The 20,291-nt window shown below is 64.8% G+C and carries 21 protein-coding genes; 3 read left to right on the forward strand and 18 right to left on the reverse strand.

The window, feature by feature from the left end; all coding sequences use genetic code 11:
• Nucleotides 1-20: 20 nt before the first annotated feature.
• The 8 genes from PKE71_RS09280 to PKE71_RS09315 form a co-directional block, all read right to left on the reverse strand.
• Entirely contained in the window at nt 21-425 is a 405-nt protein-coding gene (locus PKE71_RS09280; RefSeq protein WP_271186685.1) for a GFA family protein, read from the reverse strand.
• On the reverse strand, nt 422-1,039 hold the full coding sequence (locus PKE71_RS09285) for a hypothetical protein (protein ID WP_271186686.1): 618 nt from the start codon (nt 1,037-1,039) through the stop codon (nt 422-424). Before PKE71_RS09285 ends, PKE71_RS09280 begins: the two co-directional genes overlap by 4 nt.
• Nucleotides 1,040-1,098: 59 nt before the next feature.
• Nucleotides 1,099-2,511, reverse strand: coding sequence for a pyruvate dehydrogenase complex E1 component subunit beta (locus PKE71_RS09290; RefSeq protein ID WP_271186687.1), 1,413 nt, complete (start codon nt 2,509-2,511; stop codon nt 1,099-1,101).
• A 12-nt stretch (nt 2,512-2,523) separates the two neighbouring features.
• The gene (locus PKE71_RS09295) at nt 2,524-2,973 is read right to left on the reverse strand and encodes a GFA family protein (protein ID WP_271186688.1); all 450 of its coding nucleotides are present in this window, start codon (nt 2,971-2,973) and stop codon (nt 2,524-2,526) included.
• An 8-nt stretch (nt 2,974-2,981) separates the two neighbouring features.
• Entirely contained in the window at nt 2,982-4,103 is a 1,122-nt protein-coding gene (locus PKE71_RS09300; RefSeq protein WP_271186689.1) for a serine hydrolase domain-containing protein, read from the reverse strand.
• Nucleotides 4,096-4,506 (reverse strand): hypothetical protein, encoded by a 411-nt coding sequence (locus PKE71_RS09305; protein WP_271186690.1) that lies wholly within the window; start codon nt 4,504-4,506, stop codon nt 4,096-4,098. Before PKE71_RS09305 ends, PKE71_RS09300 begins: the two co-directional genes overlap by 8 nt.
• Nucleotides 4,507-4,600: 94 nt before the next feature.
• Nucleotides 4,601-5,617: a pyruvate dehydrogenase (acetyl-transferring) E1 component subunit alpha gene (gene pdhA / locus PKE71_RS09310; RefSeq protein WP_271186691.1), complete on the reverse strand. Its 1,017-nt coding sequence runs from the start codon at nt 5,615-5,617 to the stop codon at nt 4,601-4,603.
• 333 nt (nt 5,618-5,950) lie between these two features.
• A complete protein-coding gene (locus PKE71_RS09315) occupies nt 5,951-6,256 on the reverse strand; it encodes an FtsB family cell division protein (RefSeq protein WP_271186692.1) in 306 nt (101 codons plus the stop codon).
• 197 nt (nt 6,257-6,453) lie between these two features.
• Between PKE71_RS09315 and PKE71_RS09320 the strand changes: the two genes are divergently transcribed.
• Together PKE71_RS09320 and PKE71_RS09325 are read left to right on the forward strand one after the other, a co-directional pair.
• Nucleotides 6,454-7,617, forward strand: coding sequence for a trans-sulfuration enzyme family protein (locus tag PKE71_RS09320; protein WP_271186693.1), 1,164 nt, complete (start codon nt 6,454-6,456; stop codon nt 7,615-7,617).
• Nucleotides 7,614-9,059, forward strand: coding sequence for a Na+/H+ antiporter NhaC family protein (locus PKE71_RS09325; RefSeq protein ID WP_271186694.1), 1,446 nt, complete (start codon nt 7,614-7,616; stop codon nt 9,057-9,059). Before PKE71_RS09320 ends, PKE71_RS09325 begins: the two co-directional genes overlap by 4 nt.
• Nucleotides 9,060-9,070: 11 nt before the next feature.
• Here the strand turns inward: PKE71_RS09325 and PKE71_RS09330 are convergent, their stop codons facing one another.
• The 7 genes from PKE71_RS09330 to PKE71_RS09360 all read right to left on the reverse strand — a co-directional run bounded on the left by PKE71_RS09330 (nt 9,071) and on the right by PKE71_RS09360 (nt 15,982).
• Nucleotides 9,071-9,421, reverse strand: coding sequence for a hypothetical protein (locus PKE71_RS09330; RefSeq protein WP_271186695.1), 351 nt, complete (start codon nt 9,419-9,421; stop codon nt 9,071-9,073).
• Between the two features lie 102 nt (nt 9,422-9,523).
• Nucleotides 9,524-10,129, reverse strand: coding sequence for a response regulator (locus PKE71_RS09335; protein ID WP_271186696.1), 606 nt, complete (start codon nt 10,127-10,129; stop codon nt 9,524-9,526).
• A gap of 9 nt (nt 10,130-10,138) precedes the next feature.
• Entirely contained in the window at nt 10,139-11,764 is a 1,626-nt protein-coding gene (locus PKE71_RS09340; RefSeq protein WP_271186697.1) for a sensor histidine kinase, read from the reverse strand.
• A gap of 78 nt (nt 11,765-11,842) precedes the next feature.
• Complete coding sequence (gene eno, locus PKE71_RS09345; protein WP_271186698.1) at nt 11,843-13,114, reverse strand: phosphopyruvate hydratase; 1,272 nt, start codon at nt 13,112-13,114, stop codon at nt 11,843-11,845.
• A 125-nt stretch (nt 13,115-13,239) separates the two neighbouring features.
• Complete coding sequence (locus tag PKE71_RS09350) at nt 13,240-14,910, reverse strand: formate--tetrahydrofolate ligase (protein ID WP_271186699.1); 1,671 nt, start codon at nt 14,908-14,910, stop codon at nt 13,240-13,242.
• 112 nt (nt 14,911-15,022) lie between these two features.
• Complete coding sequence (rpmF, locus tag PKE71_RS09355; RefSeq protein ID WP_271186700.1) at nt 15,023-15,205, reverse strand: 50S ribosomal protein L32; 183 nt, start codon at nt 15,203-15,205, stop codon at nt 15,023-15,025.
• A gap of 141 nt (nt 15,206-15,346) precedes the next feature.
• Complete coding sequence (locus PKE71_RS09360; protein ID WP_271186701.1) at nt 15,347-15,982, reverse strand: head GIN domain-containing protein; 636 nt, start codon at nt 15,980-15,982, stop codon at nt 15,347-15,349.
• A gap of 142 nt (nt 15,983-16,124) precedes the next feature.
• On the opposite strand from PKE71_RS09360, the gene PKE71_RS09365 reads away from it, so the two are divergent.
• Nucleotides 16,125-17,528, forward strand: coding sequence for a pyridoxal phosphate-dependent decarboxylase family protein (locus PKE71_RS09365; RefSeq protein WP_373878808.1), 1,404 nt, complete (start codon nt 16,125-16,127; stop codon nt 17,526-17,528).
• Between the two features lie 7 nt (nt 17,529-17,535).
• Here the strand turns inward: PKE71_RS09365 and PKE71_RS09370 are convergent, their stop codons facing one another.
• From PKE71_RS09370 to secG, 3 genes are all read right to left on the reverse strand, one after another.
• Entirely contained in the window at nt 17,536-18,177 is a 642-nt protein-coding gene (locus PKE71_RS09370) for a glutathione S-transferase family protein (protein ID WP_271186703.1), read from the reverse strand.
• 73 nt (nt 18,178-18,250) lie between these two features.
• The gene (locus PKE71_RS09375) at nt 18,251-19,879 is read right to left on the reverse strand and encodes a CTP synthase (RefSeq protein WP_271186704.1); all 1,629 of its coding nucleotides are present in this window, start codon (nt 19,877-19,879) and stop codon (nt 18,251-18,253) included.
• 81 nt (nt 19,880-19,960) lie between these two features.
• Nucleotides 19,961-20,287, reverse strand: coding sequence for a preprotein translocase subunit SecG (gene secG, locus PKE71_RS09380; protein ID WP_271186705.1), 327 nt, complete (start codon nt 20,285-20,287; stop codon nt 19,961-19,963).
• Nucleotides 20,288-20,291: the final 4 nt, after the last annotated feature.

Here is a 20,291-nt window from a genome sequence, read left to right on the forward strand (position 1 = left end):
GTCTCGTCCTCGTGGTCGGCCTACTGGCCGAGCTCCGGATTGATCTTCACAACATTGTCTTCCCAGTTCGCGCCGTCGAATTCCTCGAAGCGGAGCTGGAGATTGGCGTCTGCATCCAGGCAGCGCAGATTGACGGTCCAGCCGTCCGGATGCGAGCGCGGGACATAAAAGGCCTTCACACCGCAGCGCGAGCAGAACATGTGCTTCGCCGTGTGGCTGCCGAACGTATAGGTCGTCAGGCTCTCCGCGCCGCGTTCGATCCGGAAATCATCCTTCTCGACAATGAGATGAATAAAGCCGGACTTGGAACAGACCGAGCAATTGCAAGACAGCGCAACAACGCTGTCCGGCAGGTTCGCCGCAAAGCCGACCTCGCCGCAATGGCATTCACCGTGACGCCAGGATTTGGTGGGGGAGTTGGTCACTTTGCCTCTCCCTCCGTATCACTTCCCGGCAGGCGCAATATTTCGTCAGGGCTCGGAAGGCGTACACCCTCATCTTCCGCGCGCCGCGAATTCAGAACACTCATGATCTCTTTGAACGCGTCCACAACGGGTTTCGCATTCTTGGCCATTTCACCTGCAGTAAAAGCAATGTCACCCATAAATGCGAAAAAGCGATCAGTAGATGTGGCGACCAGATCTACTTCTTCATGCAATGCAGCCAGACGGTGATAAAGAGCATTTTTCTTTCTGTCAGAAATATCGCTGGACTCTATAAGTTGTCTTATTTTTGCCAATAGCGAGTGAATTTGAGACTTCTCGTTTTCATTCAGTTTCGCGAATCCAATAGGCTCCTGACAAGCTTCAATATCTTCAAATAATTGATCGACAACAGCTTCCGCCTCTAGCTCTGAAATTACTCGCAATATCTCTACAAGATGATCGGTCGCATCAGTATCAAACTTTTTAACTTTATTATAGTCATTTCTATCGAGTAGAGCATTCAAAAAACTCGACAAGCGGTTGGCTTCAGGTTCGCTGACAGTCTCTACATCAACAGAGGATCGGATATAACTTGCTGCCTCTAGCAGAGCCAATATCGGATCTCTCGACAAAGTCTTCGTTAGACTAATTAGGTCTACATTCGACATCCACCCTACTCCGCGTAGCAGACAGCCTTCGCTGCCTTCACGATATCCTCCACGCCCGGCAGGGAGAGCTTCTCCAGATTACCGGCATAGGGCAGCGGCACGTCGGCCTGGTGGACGCGGGCGGGCGGGGCGTCGAGATAGTCGAAGGCCTCGGCGGTGACGACGGCGGCGATCTCCGCGCCGACGCCCATGCGGCCCCAGCCTTCCTCGGCGCAGACGATACGGTTGGTCTTTTTCACCGAATTGACCACGGTCTCGGTGTCCAGCGGACGCAGGGTGCGAAGGTCGATCACCTCGGCGTCGATCCCCTCCTCCGCGAGCTGCTCGGCCGCCTCGAGGGCGAAACCGACCATGCGGGAATGGGCGGTGATGGTGACGTCCTTGCCGGCGCGACGGATCTTGGCCTTGCCGATCGGCAGCACCCAGTCGTCCGTGTCCGGCACGTCGAAGGTTTCGCCGTAGATCAGCTCGTGTTCCAGGAAGACGACCGGGTTCGGGTCGCGGATCGCGGCCTTGAGCAGGCCCTTGGCGTCGGCCGCGTCATAGGGCGCGATCACCTTGAGGCCAGGCACATTGGCATACCAGGCGGAATAGTCCTGGGAGTGCTGGGCACCGACCCGGCTGGCGGCCGAGTTGGGGCCGCGGAAGACGATGGGACAGCCCATCTGGCCGCCGGACATGTAGAGCGTCTTGGCGGCCGAATTGATGATCTGGTCGATCGCCTGCATGGCGAAATTGAAGGTCATGAACTCGACGATCGGCTTGAGACCGTTGAAGGCCGCACCGACGCCCAGGCCGGCAAAGCCGTGCTCGGTGATCGGCGTGTCGACCACGCGCTTGGGACCGAATTCCGCCAGCAGGCCGCGCGTCACCTTGTAGGCGCCTTCGTATTCGGCAACTTCCTCGCCCATCACGAAGACGGTCTCGTCGCGGCGCATTTCCTCGGCCATGGCGTCACGCAGCGCGTCGCGCACCGTGGTCTCGACCATTTTCGTGCCTTCCGGCAGTTCCGGATCGGAGGCGTCCGGCGCGGAATGATCGACAAAGACCGGCTCGCCCTCCGGCGCATCCGGCGTTTCGTCCTGCACCTCGTCCGAACCGTCCTCATCGGACGCACTTGAGGCCGCGGCGCTTTCGCTGCCGGCTTCGGGCGCCTCAATCTCGTCGGGATTCTCGCCCTCCTCGGCCAGCATGGCGATCGGCGAATTGACCTTCACGCCCTCGGTGCCTTCCTCGACCAGGAGTTTGGCGACCACGCCCTCCTCGACGGCCTCGACTTCCATCGTCGCCTTGTCGGTCTCGATCTCGGCAATGACATCGCCGCTCTCGACGCTGTCACCTTCCTTGATCAGCCATTTGGCCAGCGTGCCCTCTTCCATCGTGGGCGAAAGGGCCGGCATGAGAATGGGGATAGGCATGGTATCTTCCGTTCAGTGAGGGCCGAAATAGGATGCGGCAAGCTGTGGGTTCGTGAAACGTGTGGGCGTCCACTTGTCGAAACGCCGGGCGATACGGGCCTCGGTCGTCTCGGCGGCATAATCGGCGGGCGCCTCCTCGATATCGAGGAAGTCCGCCATGCGCAGGCCCGTGACATTGATGGTCGAGACGATGCGCTCGCCCTCTCCCATCACGGCGGCCACATAGGTGCCGCAGGTCCTGCAGATCAGAAAATCCGCCGTGCGCAAGGCAAAGCGGTAGCGATGGATGTCGTCCGGGCTGCAATCGATCTCGATCGCGCCGGCCGGGTCGGAAATGTTCACGGCGCCCTGGCGGCGGCAGAAATCGCACTGGCAGGTGCGCACACCCAGCTCGGCCGGCGTGCGCTCGCTCTGGAAACGCGCCTTCACGGCGCCGCAATGACAGTGTCCGGAATAGTGCATGATCGCCGCTACTCCCGGTCCGGACAGACGGGCGAACCGCTGTCGATACGGCTGTAGTTCAGCCAGTCGGTGATCGTGCCGACATCGCCGACGACGGGTTCGGCCAGCGGCACGGCAACGCACAGGCCGTCCCAGCCATTGGCGGCGTAAACGATGGCGTCGCGCCGGTCGATATCGATGGCGACAAAGGACTTGAAAGCGCCGTTGTCGCCCCAGTGGAAAGCGATCCGGCGGCCGTCCTCGCGATAAAGCCCCCAGCCCAGCCCCCAGTCGATCTCGACGCCTTCGGGCATTTCACCCTCCCGGCCGAACGCGTCCCACGCGACCGGCCGGGTCGGGGTGAACAGGGTCTCGCGAAGATCGTCCTGCTCATCATCGAGCAGCCAGGCGACGAAGCGCCCATAATCGAACACGCTGGCCGTGAGCGAAGCGGCGGCATGTCCCTCGGCCGCATCGCGGCGCGGGCGGACCGAACCGTCGCGATTGACCGCCATCACCGGCTCCGCCGCGCCGGCCTCACCGGCCGCATAGTGGGCGTCCGTCATGCCCGCCTCGGCCGCGAGCGGCTCGAGCAGCGCTTCCAGGCTGGCCCGGGTGCGCCGTTCCAGCATCGACTGCAGCAGGCCGTAGGCCTCGCCGGAATAGCGGAAGCGCGAGCCCGGCGTTCCAGAGAATTCCAGCGGCCCGCCCGCCTCGTCTGCCCAGTTGGGCAGCGTCGTACCGTGCGACAGGATCATCCGCGGCGTCACACTGGTGAAAGCCTCGGGATCGGCAATACGGGGAAAGTCCGCCGCCGGGCCGAGCGGCTCATCCAGATCGTAGACGCCTTCCTGCGCCTGCCCGGCGGCAATCGCCGCGAAGACCGGCTTGGACAGGGAGGCGAATTCGAAAACGGTGCGATGGGTGACAGGCGCGCTGTCCGCCTCGACGCCCGTCAGGCCAAAACCCTCCGCCCAGACAAGCTCGCCATCGCGGATCACGGCCACGGCCATGCCCGGGGCGTACAGGCGTTCGAGATAGCCGGGAACGGCTTCCTCAACCGCCGAAATCGCGGGTTCGGAATTGTCCGAGCAACCGCTCGCCGCCAGCACGGCGACGCTTGTGATGAGAAGGCCGAGCCGGTTAGCCATTGGCCGCCTCCGGCTTGTAGCGCAGCGCGTGCTCGCGCATGCGTGTGGCGAATTCCAGCAGCGTGTTCATCGGCCGGATCAGCACCTCGATCCGGTTCATGTGACCGGCATCGTCGAGCGAGATCTTGTCGATGCCGACAAGGCCCTTGCCGTCCACCGTGCCGGTGAATTCCAGGATGATCTCGTTGCCGTCCACCCATTGCTGGCGATAGGCAAAACCCTCGATCGTGGTGATCACGCCCATCAGGATGTGCAGCAGGTAGTGCGTGTCGGCCGACGGTTTCCAGACGACCGGCGAGTGCAGCTCGCAGCCCTCCGCGATGATCGACGCCAGCAGCGTCTCGTCGCGGGTTTCAACGGCGCGGTGCCAGGTGTCGAGAAAGTGCTTCACTTGCGGTGTCATGATCGTCCTCCCTTGTCAGGACCACAGTCGCGCACAGGCTCGCCCGGCAGGCGAGTCCCGCGTACAGCGCAGCTATGGGCCGACAAGGCCAAACCTACACCTCCACCAGCACATCCGTGTAGAGCTCGGACGGATCCGGCTCGGGGCTGTCCTTGGCGAACTGGGCAGCGTCGTTGACGATCTTCTTCACCTCCTTGTCGATCTCCTTCAGCTCCTCCTCGGTGGCATGCTTGCCTTCGATGAGACGCTTTTTCACGAGGTCGATCGGGTCGTGGTGCGAGCGGATGTCGTCGACTTCCTCGCGCGTGCGGTATTTCGCCGGGTCGGACATCGAGTGGCCGCGATAGCGGTAGGTCTTCATTTCCAGAATATAGGGGCCATTGCCGTCGCGGGCATGCTTGACCGCCTTGGCTGCCGCCGCCTTCACCGCCTCGACATCCATGCCGTCGACTTCCTCTCCGGGAATGCCGAAGGAGAGGCCGCGCTTGTGCAGCGCGGTTTCCGACGAAGCGCGCTTGACCGCGGTGCCCATGGCGTACTGGTTGTTCTCGATCACATAGATGACCGGAAGGTCCCAGAGCTTGGCCATGTTGAAGCTCTCATAGACCTGGCCCTGATTGGCCGCACCGTCGCCGAAATAGGTCACGGCGACCTTCTTGTTTTCCTTGTAGCGGTCGGCAAAGGCCAGGCCGGTGCCGAGCGAGACCTGGGCGCCGACAATGCCGTGGCCGCCATAGAATTGCTTCTCGCGGGAGAACATGTGCATCGAGCCGCCCTTGCCACGCGAATACCCGCCCTCTCGGCCGGTCAGCTCGGCCATGACGCCGTTCGGATCCATGCCGCAGGCCAGCATGTGGGCGTGATCGCGATAGCCCGTGATCACCTGGTCGCCCTCTTCCAGCGCCGCCTGGATCCCGGTGACGACCGCTTCCTGGCCGATATAGAGGTGACAGAAGCCCGCAATGAGACCCATGCCGTAAAGCTGGCCGGCCTTCTCCTCGAAACGCCGCATCAGCAGCATGTCGCGATAGTACTGGAGAAGCTCGTCTTTTCCGGCGGACTTGGCCGAGGATTTCGATGCGGTGGTCTTGGTCGTACGCTTGGCAGCCATTTCTTCGCACGCGAAATAAAGCTTCGCGCTCCCATCTGACGGTCACTGCCGCATATCAGATGGATGACGCCGACGGCAAGCTCCATGGCCAAAAAAGGGCATGCTGCAGGCGCGTTGGAGGCGGGGAACGGTCCCTCTCCCCGACCGGGGAGAAGGTGGGCGAAGCCCGGATGAGGGGCGTACGGCGAAGCCGTGCCACTGATGATTTTGGTCGTTCTGATTTAGCTGACGCGCAGGAGCGGGATATTCCCTGAAGTCCGCTTTGCGGCCGCCCCTCACCCCGAGCTGCGCTCGGACCTCTCCCCGGGCGGGGAGAGGATGGGTCTCAATACCCTAGCGCTGCGGCGAGGGTTCGATCTCGACGATGAATTCGCGGGGATGGGCGACATTGAGGATGTCACGGGCGCGTTCCTCGACATAGTCGAGGTCGAGACTGTCCGAACGCAGGCGCGCCGCGGTCTCTTCCAGCTGTTCACGTTCGGCAACGGCGATGGCGAGTTCGGCCTCGGCGGCGCGAATCTCGTTCTTGACGACAATCCAGTTCAGAACGCCCTGCTCGCCGGTGAGCGCGTGATAGCCGAAATAGGCAATCGCCACCGCAAGAAAGGCACTCGTCCCGAAACGCTTGATCGCGTCCAAATCCACCACCTGTATCTGGCCGGTTGTCCCGCACCGGCTTCATATCCTGCCGGTGATTCAACACGGGCAGGCTTTAGGAACGGTGAATCCCGGATTCAGGACTGGGTAAGAGATTGGGTCGGATTGCGGCGGGCCGCCCCCTACCAGTGCCGCGCAAGTGCTGGCGCGGCTTGCCGAAATCGGCCATGGTCGCGGCCATGAGGGGACTGGATTCACACGATGAACTGATCTGCCTGCGGGCCGGAGGTCAGCCACAGGCCGGCGCCGAACCGGTACTGCCGCCGATCGTGCAGGCCTCGCTCTTCCGCCATGCGCGCACCGCCGATCTGCTGGACGGGCTCGCCCATGAAAGCCGCCGCACGGTCTATTCCCGCGGCACGAATCCCGGCGTGCGCGCTCTGGAGACCAGCCTCGCTGCCCTGGAACGCGCCGACGACTGCCGCTGCTTCGGATCGGGTATGGCGGCCATCGCGGCAACGCTGTTTGCCGTGCTGGACAGTGGCGACCACATCCTGTTCGCCGGCGATATCTACGGACCGACCCTGCAGCTCGCCACGCAGCTCGAACGATTCGGAATCACCCACAGCCAGGTCTTCCCCGAAGGCGAAACCGCCCTGGACACGATCGAGACCGCGCTGACGCCGGCAACCCGGCTGATCTTCGTGGAAAGCCCGGGCACCATGCTGTTCGGCCTCCTGCCGCTGGAAGCCATCGCCCGCCTGGCGCACAGCCGCAACATCCTCACAGCCATCGACAATACTGTCGCCACGCCCCTGTTGCAGAAGCCGATCACGCTCGGTTTCGACATCGTGCTGCACTCCTGCTCGAAGTATATCGGCGGCCATTCCGACGTGATCGGCGGCGCCGTGATGGCGTCCGAAGACCTGGTCCGGCGCATCTTCGAACGCGGCTATATGCTGCTGGGCTGCATACAGGCACCGCTGGACGCCTTTCTGCTCACGCGCGGTCTGATGACCCTGCCCGCCCGGCTGAAACAGCACCAGGCCGATGGCGAGACGCTCGCGCGGGCCCTGGCAGATCATCCGCGCGTGCGCCGGGTCTTCCATCCAGCACTCAATGACGGGTCGGCTGACCTGTTCCAACGCCAGATGCGCGGGCATTCCGGGCTCTTCTCCATCGAGATCGACGCTCCGGATTTCGACCGCGTCTGCGCCTGTCTCGACCGGCTCAAACTGTTCGGCCGCGCGGTCAGCTGGGGCGGTGTCGAAAGCCTTGTCATCCCGGCCGGCCGGGCCGATGGCCGCGATCCGCGCCGCCCCTTCAACCTTGTCCGCCTGTCGGTCGGGCTGGAAGGCCCGGACAGGCTGCTTGACGATCTCGACCAGGCACTCGGCCAATGACCCCAGCTTCCAAACGTACTGACCTGCCACTGGTCCTCGCCCTTATACCCCTCGCCGTCCTGCTGACCGCCATAGCGGGCGGTGTGGCGCTGTCGGGCTTCGGCGGCGAGATCCTGATCGTCGCCATGGCGCTGGCCGCGCTGTGCGCGGGTCTGATCGCCTACAGCCGCGGCGCTGGCTGGGAGGCGATCCAGACGGCCGCCGGTGCCAAGATCGCCGACGTCCTGCCCGCCATACTGATCCTGCTCTCTATCGGCGTGTTGCTGGGCGCCTGGATGTTTTCCGGCACGATTCCATTGATGGTGGTGACCGGTATCGCCCTTATCGATCCGGGCTATATCGTCCTGACGGCCTTCATCGGCACGGCGCTGATGTCGATCATGACCGGCACATCCTGGGGCTCGGCCGGCACGCTGGGCGTCGCCTTTATCGCCACAGCGGAGGCCATGGGCCTGCCGCTGGCCCCGGTTGCGGGCGCTGTCGTTTCGGGCGCCTATTTCGGTGACAAGCTGTCACCGCTCTCGGACACGACCAATGTCGCGGCGATCGCAGCCCATGTGCCAGTCTTCAGCCACATCCGGCACATGCTGTGGACGGCCATACCCTCCTTCATCCTCGCCGGACTGGTCTACGCGCTCGCCGGCCTCTTCGGCAGCGGTGGCGATGCCGCCACGCCGGAGACGGCCGCGGCGACCTCCGCCGCCCTGGCCGGCCTGTTCCGGCTTGATGCGTTCGCCCTGCTGCCGGTAGCGCTGGCCATCGGCGGCATTGCCTTCCGCCAGCCGCCGGCCCTGGTGATCCTGGCCAGTTCGGCTCTGGCGCTTGTTCTTGGCGTTGCCGCCCAGGGCTGGGCCGCCGGCGACGCGGTCCGCGTCGTGATGGGCGGGTTCGACGTCTCGATGACCGGGACCGCACCGGATACGCTCCCCGCCGCCCTGCCCGGCCTGCTCAATCGCGGCGGCCTGGCCTCGATGGGGCAGACGCTGATCTTCATCATCACGGCCTTTGTGCTGGCCGGTGCGATGGAAACCTCCGGCGCCCTCGCCCGCCTGATGCAGGCGCTGCTGAGTGCGGTCCGCTCGACCTTCAGCCTCGTCGCCGCAACGCTCGCGGCCGGTGCGACCTTCGTCGCCATCACCTCCCATGCCGGCGTGACGGCACTGATCGTCGGCGAGCTCTTCCGCCCGGCCTATCGCGACCGCGGACTGTCAGGCGAAAACCTGTCACGCTCGATCGAGGATTCGGTGACGCTGGTCGAACCCCTCCTGCCCTGGACCGTCTCGGCCCTCTTCATGGCCACCACGCTGGGCGTGCCCACGCTCGCCTATGCCCCCTGGGCCCTGTTCTGCCTCGGCGGACCGGTCTTCTCGCTGCTCATCGCGGCACTGGCCGGACGAACGGGTTGGGGGATCCGTTCAAGGCGGGGTACAGCGCCACAATAGCCTTCCAGACCCTAATTCGTGCGTATGCACACGACATGATAGCGCGCATTGCGGCTGTTGCTGGAATAGCCGTTCCAGCGCGGCGATGTTCCCGTCGAAGCCCAGCGGGCCGAATTGACACTCCCGCCGGTATCCGATGACCAATACCCGCGCTGGGCAGCAAACCGGCTGCCTTCAAAGTGGTTCATGGCCCACATCAGCTCGTTGATGGTCGGCAGGCGCATGCCCATTCCCCGACAGTGTGACATGGCCTGGTCCCAGGTCATGCTGCCCTGGTCCGACGAGACCTGAGTGTCCGCCTGGGCAGTGCCGGCAAGACAGGCCGCTGCTATGGCAGCCACAAGGATTTGCGTGTTTTTCATCTGGATAGACCTTCGCACTGGAATTGAGTGTAAAGTCTCTCCCGTCGGCCCGCGCAGATAAATCGTACACATGTCCGATACAACCTGCACGGCGGATGCCTGCTAAACGAGCCCCTCATCCACAGCCGCCGCGATCGCCGCAGAGCGGGTCGCGACATCGAAAGCGCGCAGGATCGCCGAGACATGCACCCGCACCGTGAAGGGCGAAATGCCCAGATCCCGCGCGATCTCCTTGTTGGTCGCACCCTGGGCCAGCCCGCGCAGCACATCGAGCTGGCGCGGCGACAATTCCGTCGGACGGATATCGTCATCGCGCGATTCCAGCAGCACGCACTGCCCGCCTGCCTGGATCTCGGCCAGCACGCGGCCCATATCCGCCGGCGAAACGGCCTTGGACAGGAAACCGTTGGCTCCGGCCTCCATCATCGCATTCACCGTCTGCAGATCGTCGGTCATCGACACGACAATGATCGTGGTCAGCGGCATGGCCTGCCGCAGACGCGCGAAATCGCGCTCGGCCTCGAAACCCGGGAAAACCAGATCGAGCAGCAGAACATCCGGCGGCTTATCGGTTTGCGCCCACAAAGCCTCCGCCCGATCGGCTTCGGCGAGGCGGGCCGCCGGAAAAGCCTTGATCGCCACGCGCTTCATGCCGTCGCGGAACAGCGGGTGGTCGTCGACAATGAGGATGTTCAGCCGCTCCTGCATAGCCCCATCCTAGCCCGGCGCCCGCAGGCAGGACATCATCGCCGAGCGCAGCTGCGCGGGTCGCCAGCCCCCGGCCAGATGCAAGGCCGGCCTGGAACCGTCTGCCACCACCGGTCCGCCCAGAACGATGGTGCGCCCGGCCCGTCCGCCGGTCAGGGCCAGCGCCCGGGCGATACCAACATCGGACGCGACGAGCGCGATGTCCGGCTCAGGCGCCATTGACGCCTGAGCCTCGCTGTCGATCTCGACAACGCGATAGCCCCACTCACCGGTCAGTCTTGCCGCGCGGCGCAGATCCGGATCGGGCTCACCGCGATACACCAGGGCACAGATCGCCGCCGGCCCGCTCGCCGGCAGGTCCGCGCCCTGCAGGGGCCAGCCGCCGATCGAGAAGCGTGTTCCCGCCCCCAGACGGCTGTCGACCGAAACCTCCAGCCCCAGCTTGCCGGACAGTTCGCGCACGATGGCAAGGCCCAGTCCGAGACCCGGCGCTTCGCCGGTGCCGGGCTGCAGCTGGGTAAACTCCTCGAATATCTCGTCCTGGCGCTCACGGGGTATGCCCGGCCCGTCATCGAGGATCTCGATGGTGAACCGCCCCGCGCGGCGGCGCACGCCGATCACGACGCGGCTGCCCGCGAACTTCACGGCATTGGCCGCGATATTCTGCACGATGCGCTGGAGAAGCAGCGGATCGGTCTCGACCCGGGCCGTGCCGGGAATGACGTGAAGCGCGATCTCGCGCTGGCGGGCCTCGCCGGCCAGGGTCGAGGCCGCCCGGCGCAGGAGGCTGCCCAGGACGACCGGTTCGGATCGCACTTCGATGCGCTCGGACTGGATCTGGCTGATATCCTGGATCGACTGGAACAACCCGCCCAGCACGTCGAGCGAGCGCTGGCCTCGTGTGACAAGTTCGCGGGTTTCGTCCGACAGGCGCTGGTCGCGCAGGAAGTGCAGCACGAATTTCACCGCATGCAGCGCCTGGCGCATGTCGTGTCCGGTGTGCCGCAGGAGGCGTTGTTTGACCGCCATGGCACGGTCGCGTTCCTCCACCGCCCGGCCCAGCGCATCGACCTGGTCGGACAATTGCGCCGTCAGCCGCAGATTGGCGTTGAAGATCTCGCGCATATAGCGCGCCAGAAGCGCCAGGAGCAGACCGTAGATCAGCACCATGGGCGCAATGGAAAGGCCGAGGGGTGTGCCCGGCAGAAGGTGCGCAATCGTAAGGCCGCTCAGCGCCGGTGCCAGCGACGTCGCCACCAGCCAGGGCCGCGGAAACTGGATGGCGATCGCCGCTGCGGCCGTACCACCGATCACCAGGGTGACGAAGAGTGTTGCCTCGCCCAGGCCTGACGGTGCGACAGCCAGCGCCAGCGCGCCCCACATCACGCCGGCCAGACCGGTCAGGACGAAATAGGCGCGCAGATTGAAGCCGCGGAACATGATCGCCGCGATGACAAGGCTGAGCGGGATGCCGGTCGTTGCCAGGCCGATGGCGATCCGCGGCATGTCCAGAGCGTTGAGGCCGAGCGCGGCGAGCCCGACCACAACGGCGTGGACCATCCAGCCGATACGGCCCGCGCGCACCAGGATTTCATCGGGCGACAGCCCGTCAGACCATGTGTCCCGCGTCGTCATAGACCCGTTGCATCCCCCGCTTCCGCCGGAAGCTTAGCGGAGAAACAACCGGCGCGGCACGCCTACAAATGTAGCAGGTCAGGCCAGGCCGCTGTCGCCGGCATAGATCGCCGTATCGCCCAGCAGGCTCTCGATGCGCAGCAGCTGGTTGTACTTGGCGGTCCGGTCGGAGCGGGCCAGCGAGCCGGTCTTGATCTGCCCGCAATTGGTGGCGACAGCCAGGTCGGCAATCGTCGCATCCTCGGTCTCGCCGGAACGGTGCGACATCACCGCGCCATAGCCCGAGCGCAGGGCGATATCGACAGCGTCGAGCGTTTCCGACAGCGTGCCGATCTGGTTGACCTTCACCAGGATGGCGTTGGCGGCACCGGTCTCGATACCGTGCACCAGGCGTTCCGGATTGGTCACGAAGAGGTCGTCGCCGACCAGCTGGCAGCGCTCGCCGACGCGCTCGGTCAGCTGTTTCCAGCCGTCCCAGTCGTCCTCGGCCATGCCGTCCTCGATGGAGACGATCGGGTATTTGCCGACCAATTCTTCCAGATACTGGGCAAAGCCGGCCGAGTCGTGCGTGACACCGGCACCGGCCATCAGATACTTGCCGTCCTTGAAGAATTCGGTGGAGGCCACGTCGAGCGCCAGGGCGACATCCTCGCCCGGCTTGTAACCGGCGGCCTCGATGGCCGCCATGATCACGTCGAGCGCCTGTTCGGCGGAGGTAAGATTGGGGGCAAAGCCGCCCTCATCGCCGACATTGGTGTTCAGCCCGTCGGCCTTCAGGCGCGATTTGAGCGCATGGAACACCTCGGCGCCGCAGCGCAGGGCTTCGGAGAAGGTCGGCAGGCCCACCGGCATGATCATGAATTCCTGGAAGTCGATCGGATTGTCGGCGTGGGCACCGCCATTGATGATATTCATCATAGGGGCCGGCAGGACGCGGGCATTCATGCCGCCGACATAGCGGAAGAGCGGCTGGCCCTGGACGTCGGCTGCGGCCTTGGCCACAGCGAGCGACACGCCCAGCATGGCATTGGCGCCGAGGCGCGACTTGTTGGCGGTGCCGTCCAGCTCGATCATGGCTTCATCGATGCGGCGCTGATCCTCGGCATCCATGCCGGCGATCGCCTCGAAGATCTCGCCCTCGACGGCGGCACAGGCCTTGTGGACGCCCTTGCCGCCATAGCGTTCGTCGCCATCGCGCATCTCGACCGCCTCGTGAGCGCCGGTGGAGGCACCGGACGGCACGGCGGCACGGCCCAGCGAACCGTCCTCCAGCAGCACATCGACCTCGACGGTCGGATTGCCGCGGCTGTCGAGGATTTCACGGGCGGCAATGTCGATAATAGCGGTCATGGCGACTCTCTTCGGCAAAAGGCGTGTTGCGCGCTTCATAACCAAGGCGCGCAGCGACGCAAGCCTGCGGCTGCCGGGAAGCCCCGTGTTACCGCGAACAAGTGCTGTGAAGACGAAAATCCGGGCTAGAACAGGCCTTCGATCTCGCCATCCTCGTTGAGCCGGATGTCCAGTGCCGCCGGATGACGGGGCAGGCCCGGCATTGTCATGATGCTGCCGCAGATCGCCACGACGAAACCGGCCCCGGCCGACAGTCGCACCTCGCGCACCTTGAGCACATGACCTTCCGGCGCGCCCAGCTGATCCGGATCCGAGGAGAAGGAGTACTGGGTCTTGGCCATGCACACCGGCAGACGGTCGTGGCCGGCCTCCTGCCAGCGCTCCAGCTGCGCCCGCGCGGCCTTGTCGATATCGACCTCGCCGGCGCGGTAGATCTTGCGCGCCACGGTCTCGATCTTCTCCACCAGGGTGAGATCGTCATCGTAGAGCGGCGCAAAGTCGGCCTCACCGCTGTCAGCGAGCGCAGCAACGCTGCGCGCCAGCGCTTCCGTGCCGGCTCCGCCATCGGCCCAGTGCGTCGCCAGGACGGCCTCGACGCCGCGCTCGGCGCAGAAGGCCTTCACAGCAGCCAGTTCGGCCTCGGTGTCGGCGGTGAAATGATTGATCGCGACGACCAGCGGCACACCGAATTGCTTCAGATTGTCGATATGCCGGCCGAGATTGGCGCAGCCGCGCTCGACGGCCGCGACATTCTCCACGCCCAGATCGCCCTTCTCGACGCCGCCATTCATCTTCAGCGCCCGCACGGTTGCGACCAGAACGGCCGCCGAGGGGGACAGACCGCCCTTGCGACACTTGATGTCGAAGAATTTCTCGGCACCCAGATCGGCCCCGAACCCGGCTTCCGTCACGACATAGTCGGCCAGGCGCAGGGCCGTATCGGTGGCGACCAGCGAGTTGCAGCCATGGGCGATATTGGCGAAGGGTCCGCCATGGATGAAGGTCGGCGTGTGTTCCAGCGTCTGCACGAGATTGGGCTGGAAGGCATCCTTGAGCAGCACGGTCATCGCCCCGTCGGCGCCCAGTTCGCGGGCGGTGACCAGGGAGCGGTCGACCCGCTCGCCGACCACGATATTGCCCAGACGCCGCTGCAGATCTTCCAGATCGCTGGCCAGGCACAGGATGGCCATCACCTCGGAAGCGACCGTGATGTCGAACCCGGCCTCGCGCGGCGTGCCGTTGGCCGGCCCGCCCAGCCCGGTCACGACCGCGCGCAGGGCGCGGTCATTGACGTCCAGCACCCGGCGCAGGGCAATGCGGCGCGTATCGATGCGCAGCTCGTTTCCCCAGTGGATGTGATTGTCGAGCATCGCGGCAAGCAGGTTGTGGGCGGCCGTGATGGCGTGAAAATCGCCGGTGAAGTGGAGATTGATATCATCCATCGGCACGGCCTGGGCGCGGCCGCCGCCAGCGGCGCCGCCCTTCATGCCGAAGCAGGGCCCCAGGGAGGGTTCACGCAGGCAGATCGCGACCTTGCGGCCGATCCGCGCCAGACCGTCGCCCAGCCCCACTGTCGTGGTGGTCTTGCCCTCGCCGGCCGGTGTCGGGCTGATCGCGGTGACCAGGATCAGCTTGCCGCGCGGACGGTCCTTCAGGGTGGCGATATAGTCGCCGGACAGTTTCGCCTTGGTCTTGCCATAGGGTTCCAGCGCATCGGCCGGGATATCCAGCGCCGCGGCGATCTCCGGCAGCGGCTTGAGCGTGGCGGCGCGGGCAATCTCGATATCACTGGCCATGGGCGGCCCCCTTCTCGCCGGACCTGCAGGCGCGCAGTACCGGCATCCCCAACGAAAACGCGCCCGGTTTTCACCAGGCGCGCTTTGGAAACGGCAATACCGTCAGGACGGATCAGTCGTCCTTCGGTTCCAGGATCTGGCGGCCGCGATACATGCCCGACTTCAGGTCGACATGGTGCGGACGGCGCAGTTCACCGCTGTCCTTGTCTTCGATGTAGACCGGGCTGGCCAGCTTGTCGTGGGCCCGGCGCATGCCGCGCTTGCTCGGCGTGGTTTTTCTCTTAGGGACGGCCATCGGGCTCTCCGCAATTCTTTGAATCATGCTCCGGACGGCCCACGCCATCCGTTCGAGCCGCGCCGTATACAGGTTCAATGCACACGGCGCAAGCACGGGCTTCCGTTATCGGCAGGCCCGGCGGCCTGCCGAAGCGCCGGATCAGTTCCGGAAGGAGATGTCGCCGCCCATCGACGCGCTGACATCGCGCTGGCCCGGCGAGCCGTAGACATCGATATCCGCGCCCATGGAGGCCCGGGCCTCGATCCGCGATGTCGCATGGACGCTGGCATCGGCGCCCGTGGACGCTTCCAGTTCCACGTCTTCGCACACCAGATCCCGTGCATTCAGCGACACGCCGGTCGACAGGCCGATGACAAGCGTCTCGCACGTGCCGGACAGGCGCGCGGCGGCGCCGGTATTGATGTCGACATCGAGATGCCCGGCCTGGATATCCGTCACGCGGGCCGAAATGCCACGGCTGAAATCCAGTGATTCGAAATCGCGCATCGTGACGTGCACGACAACGTCGAGCTGGCGATTGCGCATAAACCAGCCGGTATCCTGGCGGATCCGCAGCTCGTCGCCCTGCACCGCGACCTCGATATCGTCGAAATCGCTGCCATTGCCTTCCAGTCGCACGCCCGGATTGTCACCGCGCACGATCTCGAGACGCAAGCCGCCCCGGGCCTCGACCCGGTCGAACGCACCCACCTCGATATCCCGGCTGTCCTGTGCCCAGCCGGAGCCGGCCAGCACTGCGGCGCCGCCCAGGGCTGCAAGAATGTATCTCGTCATATCCCGTTACTCCCGTTTCGCCCCCCGGCGTCATGAAGCATCGACATGATACCGGGATGTGTACGAGATGCACGCGGGAAGGCTTTTGGATGCATCCCGGCTGCCTGAAATTGCCGGGCGGGGCCGCATGGAGTGTGACACAATGGATCTGGCGGAATTCACGACCTGGTCGAAACGTATTGCCGACTGGTCGGCCGACTATCTTCGCTCCTTGCGGGACCGCCCGGTCCGGCCGCGTACGGCGCCGGGCGATGTGATCGCCGCCCTGCCCGTCTCGCCGCCCGAGGGCGCCGAGCCGATGGCGCGCATCTTCGCCGATTTCGAGCGCATCGTGCCGGGCGCGATGACCCACTGGCAGCATCCGCGCTTCTTCGCCTATTTCCCGGCCAATGCCGCCCCCGCCTCGATGCTCGCCGAGCAGCTTGCAAACACGATGGCGGCGCAATGCATGCTCTGGCAGACCTCGCCTGCGGCGACCGAGATGGAAACGCGCATGATCGACTGGATGCGCCAGGCCGTCGGCTTGCCCGAGGGCTGGCGCGGCGTGATCCAGGACAGCGCCTCCTCGGCCACGCTCTCGGCGATCATGACCATGCGCGAACGCGCACTCGACTGGCGCGGCATCCGTTCCGGTCTGGCCGGCGAGGCCGCACCGCGCATCTATGCCTCGGCCCAGACGCATTCCTCGGTCGACAAGGCGTGCTGGGTCGCCGGCATCGGTCAGGACAATCTGGTGAAAATCCCGACCCGTGCGGATCACGGCATGGATCCGGACGCCCTGCGCGCCGCCATCGCCGCCGACCGGGCCGCCGGACACCGGCCTGCGGGTATCGTGATCTGTGTTGGCGGCACTTCAATCGGCGCCTGCGACCCCGTGGCGGAAATCGTGTCCGTGGCAGAAAAAGAGGGTTTATACACGCATATCGATGCAGCCTGGGCCGGTTCTGCCATGGTTTGCAAGGAGTTAAGGAAGGCCTGGTCCGGCGCGGAGCTTGCCGATTCCATCGTCTTCAATCCGCACAAATGGCTCGGCGCGCAATTCGACTGTTCGATCCAGTTTCTGAAAAATCCGGCCGAACAGCTCAGATCCCTCACCCTGCGGCCCGATTATCTGGAGACGCCGGGCTTTGACGAGGTCGTGAATTACTCCGAATGGACCGTACCGCTGGGGCGGCGCTTCCGGGCGCTGAAGCTCTGGTTCCTGATCCGCGCCTACGGGCTGGAGGGCCTGCGGGAACGCATCCGCAACCACATCGCCTGGTCCCGCGAGGCCGAGGCGGCCATCGCCGCCCTGCCCGGTTTCCGCATCGTCACGGACGGCCGGTTCAGCCTGTTCACCTTCCGCTTCGAGCCGGCCGGGGAGGACGCAGACGCCGCCACAGCCGCGCTGCTGGAGCGCATAAACGCCGACGGCCGCACCTATCTCACCCAGACGCGGCATCAGGGCCAATACGTCATCCGCTTCCAGGTCGGCCAATTCGACTGCACGCGGGAGGATGTGATGACCGCTGTAGAGGTCATCGGGGAGCTGGCGGCGGCAGTCTAGCGCACCGTCAATCCGCTTTCGCGAAATGGGCCAGCTGGTCGGCATGGGCCTTGATGAAGGCCGGCCGGGCCGTCGCGCGGGCGATATAGGCCCGGCAGGCCGGATGCTCGACCAGGGCGCCGAACCGGTCGACCAGGCGCAGCGCGTCCACCATCAGGATGTCGGCGATGGTGAATCGCCCGGCGGCCAGCCACTCCCGGCCCTTCAGAACGCGCTCGAGATGCTCCATCCGGGATGCGACCCACGCATCGAGCGCCTGGCGGCCCGGCGTCTCTTCGGTATCGCCCATGAATTTGAAGATCGACCAGGGCACGCTGGCCATCTCGATCGAGTTGAGCCCGGCGATCAGCCATTCGATCGTCTCGGTCCGCCCGTCCGGGTCCGCTGGCATCAGCGTCTCGCTGCGCTCGGCCAGATAGAGCAGAATCGCCCCGCTTTCGAAAACCGGCGTGCCGCCATCGGTCAGCCAGGGCACCTGGCCAAAGGGCTGGTTGGCATAGTGCGCCGCGCCCCGGTCATGGAACGGCGTGCTCTCGACCCGATAGGCCAGTCCCGCCTCCTCCAGCGCCCAGCGGATACGCAGGTCGCGCACATGCCCGCGCGGCGTTTCCGGCACCCAGTCATAGGTCGTCAGGACGAGATCGGACATGAATGTCTCCGCAATATTGCTGAGGAGACGTTGTGTCATCCTTCCCCCGGACGGGGAAGGATGAAGCACGAACCTAAACCATCCGGCTCTGGTGCAGCGCCGCGGCGATGAAGCTGGCGAACAGCGGGTGCGGCTCGAAGGGGCGTGACTTCAATTCCGGGTGGAATTGCACGCCGACAAACCAGGGATGGTCCTCAATCTCGACGATCTCGGGCAGGATGCCGTCCGGTGACAGGCCGGAAAAGGTCAGCCCGCAGGCTTCCAGTTTTTCCTTCCAGGCCACATTCACCTCATAGCGGTGCCGGTGGCGTTCCTCGATATGGGCAGCGCCATAGATCTCGCGGACGCGGCTGCCTTCCTTGAGAACAGCCGGATAGGCCCCCAGACGCATCGTGCCGCCCAGATCGCCCGCGGCCGAGCGGGTCTCGATTTCGTTGCCGCGTGTCCACTCGGTGAGCAGACCGACAACCGGCTCGCCTTCACTGGAGAATTCCGAGGAAACCGCATCGGGCACGCCGGCCAGATTGCGCGCTGCTTCCAGCACCGCCATCTGCATGCCGTAGCAGATGCCGAAAAACGGCACCTTGCGCTCACGGGCGAACTTCGCCGCTGCGATCTTGCCTTCCACGCCCCGTTCGCCGAAGCCGCCCGGCACGAGCACGCCGTGCACGTCTTCCAGGGGTTCGAACGGGTCGTCCTTCTCGAACTGCTCCGAGTCGAGCCATTTGAGGCGGACCTTCACGCCATTGGCGATACCGCCATGATTGAGGGCCTCGATCAGGGATTTGTAGGCGTCCAGCAGGCCGACATACTTGCCCACCACACCGATCGTGACTTCGCCGTCGGGATTGTGGATCGTGTCGGAGATCTGCTGCCAGCGCGACAGGTCGGGGTCCGGCGCGTCTTCAATGCCGAAACAGTGCAGGATTTCCGTATCCAGCCCCTGGCGGTGATATTCCATCGGCACATCGTAGAGCGAGGCGGCGTCGCGCCCCTCGATCACGGCGCTTTCGCGCACATTGCAGAACAGCGCGATCTTGCGCTTGTCGCCCGGCGGGATCGGGATCTCGCAGCGGCACAGGAGGATGTCCGGCTGGATACCGATCGAGCGCAACTCCTTCACCGAGTGCTGGGTCGGCTTGGTCTTCATCTCGCCGGCCACCTTGATGAAGGGCAGCAGGGTGACGTGCAGGAAGACCGCATTGCCCTCGCCCAGCTCCTGGCCGAGCTGGCGGATCGCCTCGAAGAAGGGCAGGCCCTCGATATCGCCCACCGTGCCGCCGATCTCGCACAGCACGAAATCGACATCGCCCGCGTCGGAGAGGACGAATTGCTTGATCTGGTCGGTGACATGCGGGATCACCTGCACCGTCGCGCCGAGATAGTCGCCGCGGCGCTCGCGCTCGATGATGCGGGAATAGATCCGGCCCGTGGTGATATTGTCGGCCTGGCTCGCCGGAACGCCGGTGAAGCGCTCGTAATGGCCCAGATCCAGATCGGTCTCTGCCCCGTCATCGGTGACGTAGCATTCGCCGTGCTGGTAGGGCGACATCGTGCCCGGGTCGACATTCAGATAGGGATCGAGCTTGCGCAGGCGGACCTTGTATCCACGCGCCTGGAGCAACGCTCCGATAGCGGCTGAAGCGAGGCCTTTTCCAAGAGAGGAGACCACGCCGCCGGTGATGAAAATATATCGCGGCATGGGCCGTCTGATTATCCGAGATTCGGACGCCCCGAAAGACGCGACTGCAAGATTTGATGTGAAAAGCGTGGAAGCCGGGCTCTAGCCGTCGGTGGGAACACCCGTGCCCGGCTCTTCTTCCTCGTCGAGAACGCCGATCGCCGGGTTCTCCTCGACCGTGCGGTCGAACACGCTGCGGCCATCCGCATCGACACTGGCAACAACGGCCAGCAGGATGGAATTGGCGATGAACACCGCGCCGAGCAGCATTGTCGTGCGCGTCAGCACATTGGCGGCACCGCGGCTGGACATCATGCCACCGCCGCCGCCGCCGATCCCGAGGGCTCCGCCTTCGGAACGCTGCATCAGGATCACGCCCACAAGACCGGCCGCAACCAGGAGCTGGATGATCAGGAGGACTGTTGTCATGAAT

Source organism: Maricaulis virginensis, assembly GCF_027922185.1.
GTDB classification, from domain to species: Bacteria; Pseudomonadota; Alphaproteobacteria; order Caulobacterales; family Maricaulaceae; genus Maricaulis; species Maricaulis virginensis.

What these genes read in the sequence shown, in the direction of transcription:
- PKE71_RS09350 (WP_271186699.1), bottom strand. Translation starts at nt 14,910, where the DNA reads ATGGCCAGTGATATCGAGATTGCCCGCGCCGCCACGCTCAAGCCGCTG.
- eno (WP_271186698.1), bottom strand. Translation starts at nt 13,114, where the DNA reads ATGACCGCTATTATCGACATTGCCGCCCGTGAAATCCTCGACAGCCGC.
- PKE71_RS09340 (WP_271186697.1), bottom strand. Translation starts at nt 11,764, where the DNA reads ATGACGACGCGGGACACATGGTCTGACGGGCTGTCGCCCGATGAAATC.
- PKE71_RS09300 (WP_271186689.1), bottom strand. Translation starts at nt 4,103, where the DNA reads ATGGCTAACCGGCTCGGCCTTCTCATCACAAGCGTCGCCGTGCTGGCG.
- PKE71_RS09375 (WP_271186704.1), bottom strand. Translation starts at nt 19,879, where the DNA reads ATGCCGCGATATATTTTCATCACCGGCGGCGTGGTCTCCTCTCTTGGA.
- PKE71_RS09305 (WP_271186690.1), bottom strand. Translation starts at nt 4,506, where the DNA reads ATGACACCGCAAGTGAAGCACTTTCTCGACACCTGGCACCGCGCCGTT.
- PKE71_RS09365 (WP_373878808.1), top strand. Translation starts at nt 16,125, where the DNA reads ATGGATCTGGCGGAATTCACGACCTGGTCGAAACGTATTGCCGACTGG.
- secG (WP_271186705.1), bottom strand. Translation starts at nt 20,287, where the DNA reads ATGACAACAGTCCTCCTGATCATCCAGCTCCTGGTTGCGGCCGGTCTT.
- rpmF (WP_271186700.1), bottom strand. Translation starts at nt 15,205, where the DNA reads ATGGCCGTCCCTAAGAGAAAAACCACGCCGAGCAAGCGCGGCATGCGC.
- PKE71_RS09370 (WP_271186703.1), bottom strand. Translation starts at nt 18,177, where the DNA reads ATGTCCGATCTCGTCCTGACGACCTATGACTGGGTGCCGGAAACGCCG.
- PKE71_RS09290 (WP_271186687.1), bottom strand. Translation starts at nt 2,511, where the DNA reads ATGCCTATCCCCATTCTCATGCCGGCCCTTTCGCCCACGATGGAAGAG.
- PKE71_RS09320 (WP_271186693.1), top strand. Translation starts at nt 6,454, where the DNA reads ATGAGGGGACTGGATTCACACGATGAACTGATCTGCCTGCGGGCCGGA.
- PKE71_RS09325 (WP_271186694.1), top strand. Translation starts at nt 7,614, where the DNA reads ATGACCCCAGCTTCCAAACGTACTGACCTGCCACTGGTCCTCGCCCTT.
- PKE71_RS09335 (WP_271186696.1), bottom strand. Translation starts at nt 10,129, where the DNA reads ATGCAGGAGCGGCTGAACATCCTCATTGTCGACGACCACCCGCTGTTC.
- PKE71_RS09360 (WP_271186701.1), bottom strand. Translation starts at nt 15,982, where the DNA reads ATGACGAGATACATTCTTGCAGCCCTGGGCGGCGCCGCAGTGCTGGCC.
- PKE71_RS09295 (WP_271186688.1), bottom strand. Translation starts at nt 2,973, where the DNA reads ATGCACTATTCCGGACACTGTCATTGCGGCGCCGTGAAGGCGCGTTTC.
- pdhA (WP_271186691.1), bottom strand. Translation starts at nt 5,617, where the DNA reads ATGGCTGCCAAGCGTACGACCAAGACCACCGCATCGAAATCCTCGGCC.
- PKE71_RS09330 (WP_271186695.1), bottom strand. Translation starts at nt 9,421, where the DNA reads ATGAAAAACACGCAAATCCTTGTGGCTGCCATAGCAGCGGCCTGTCTT.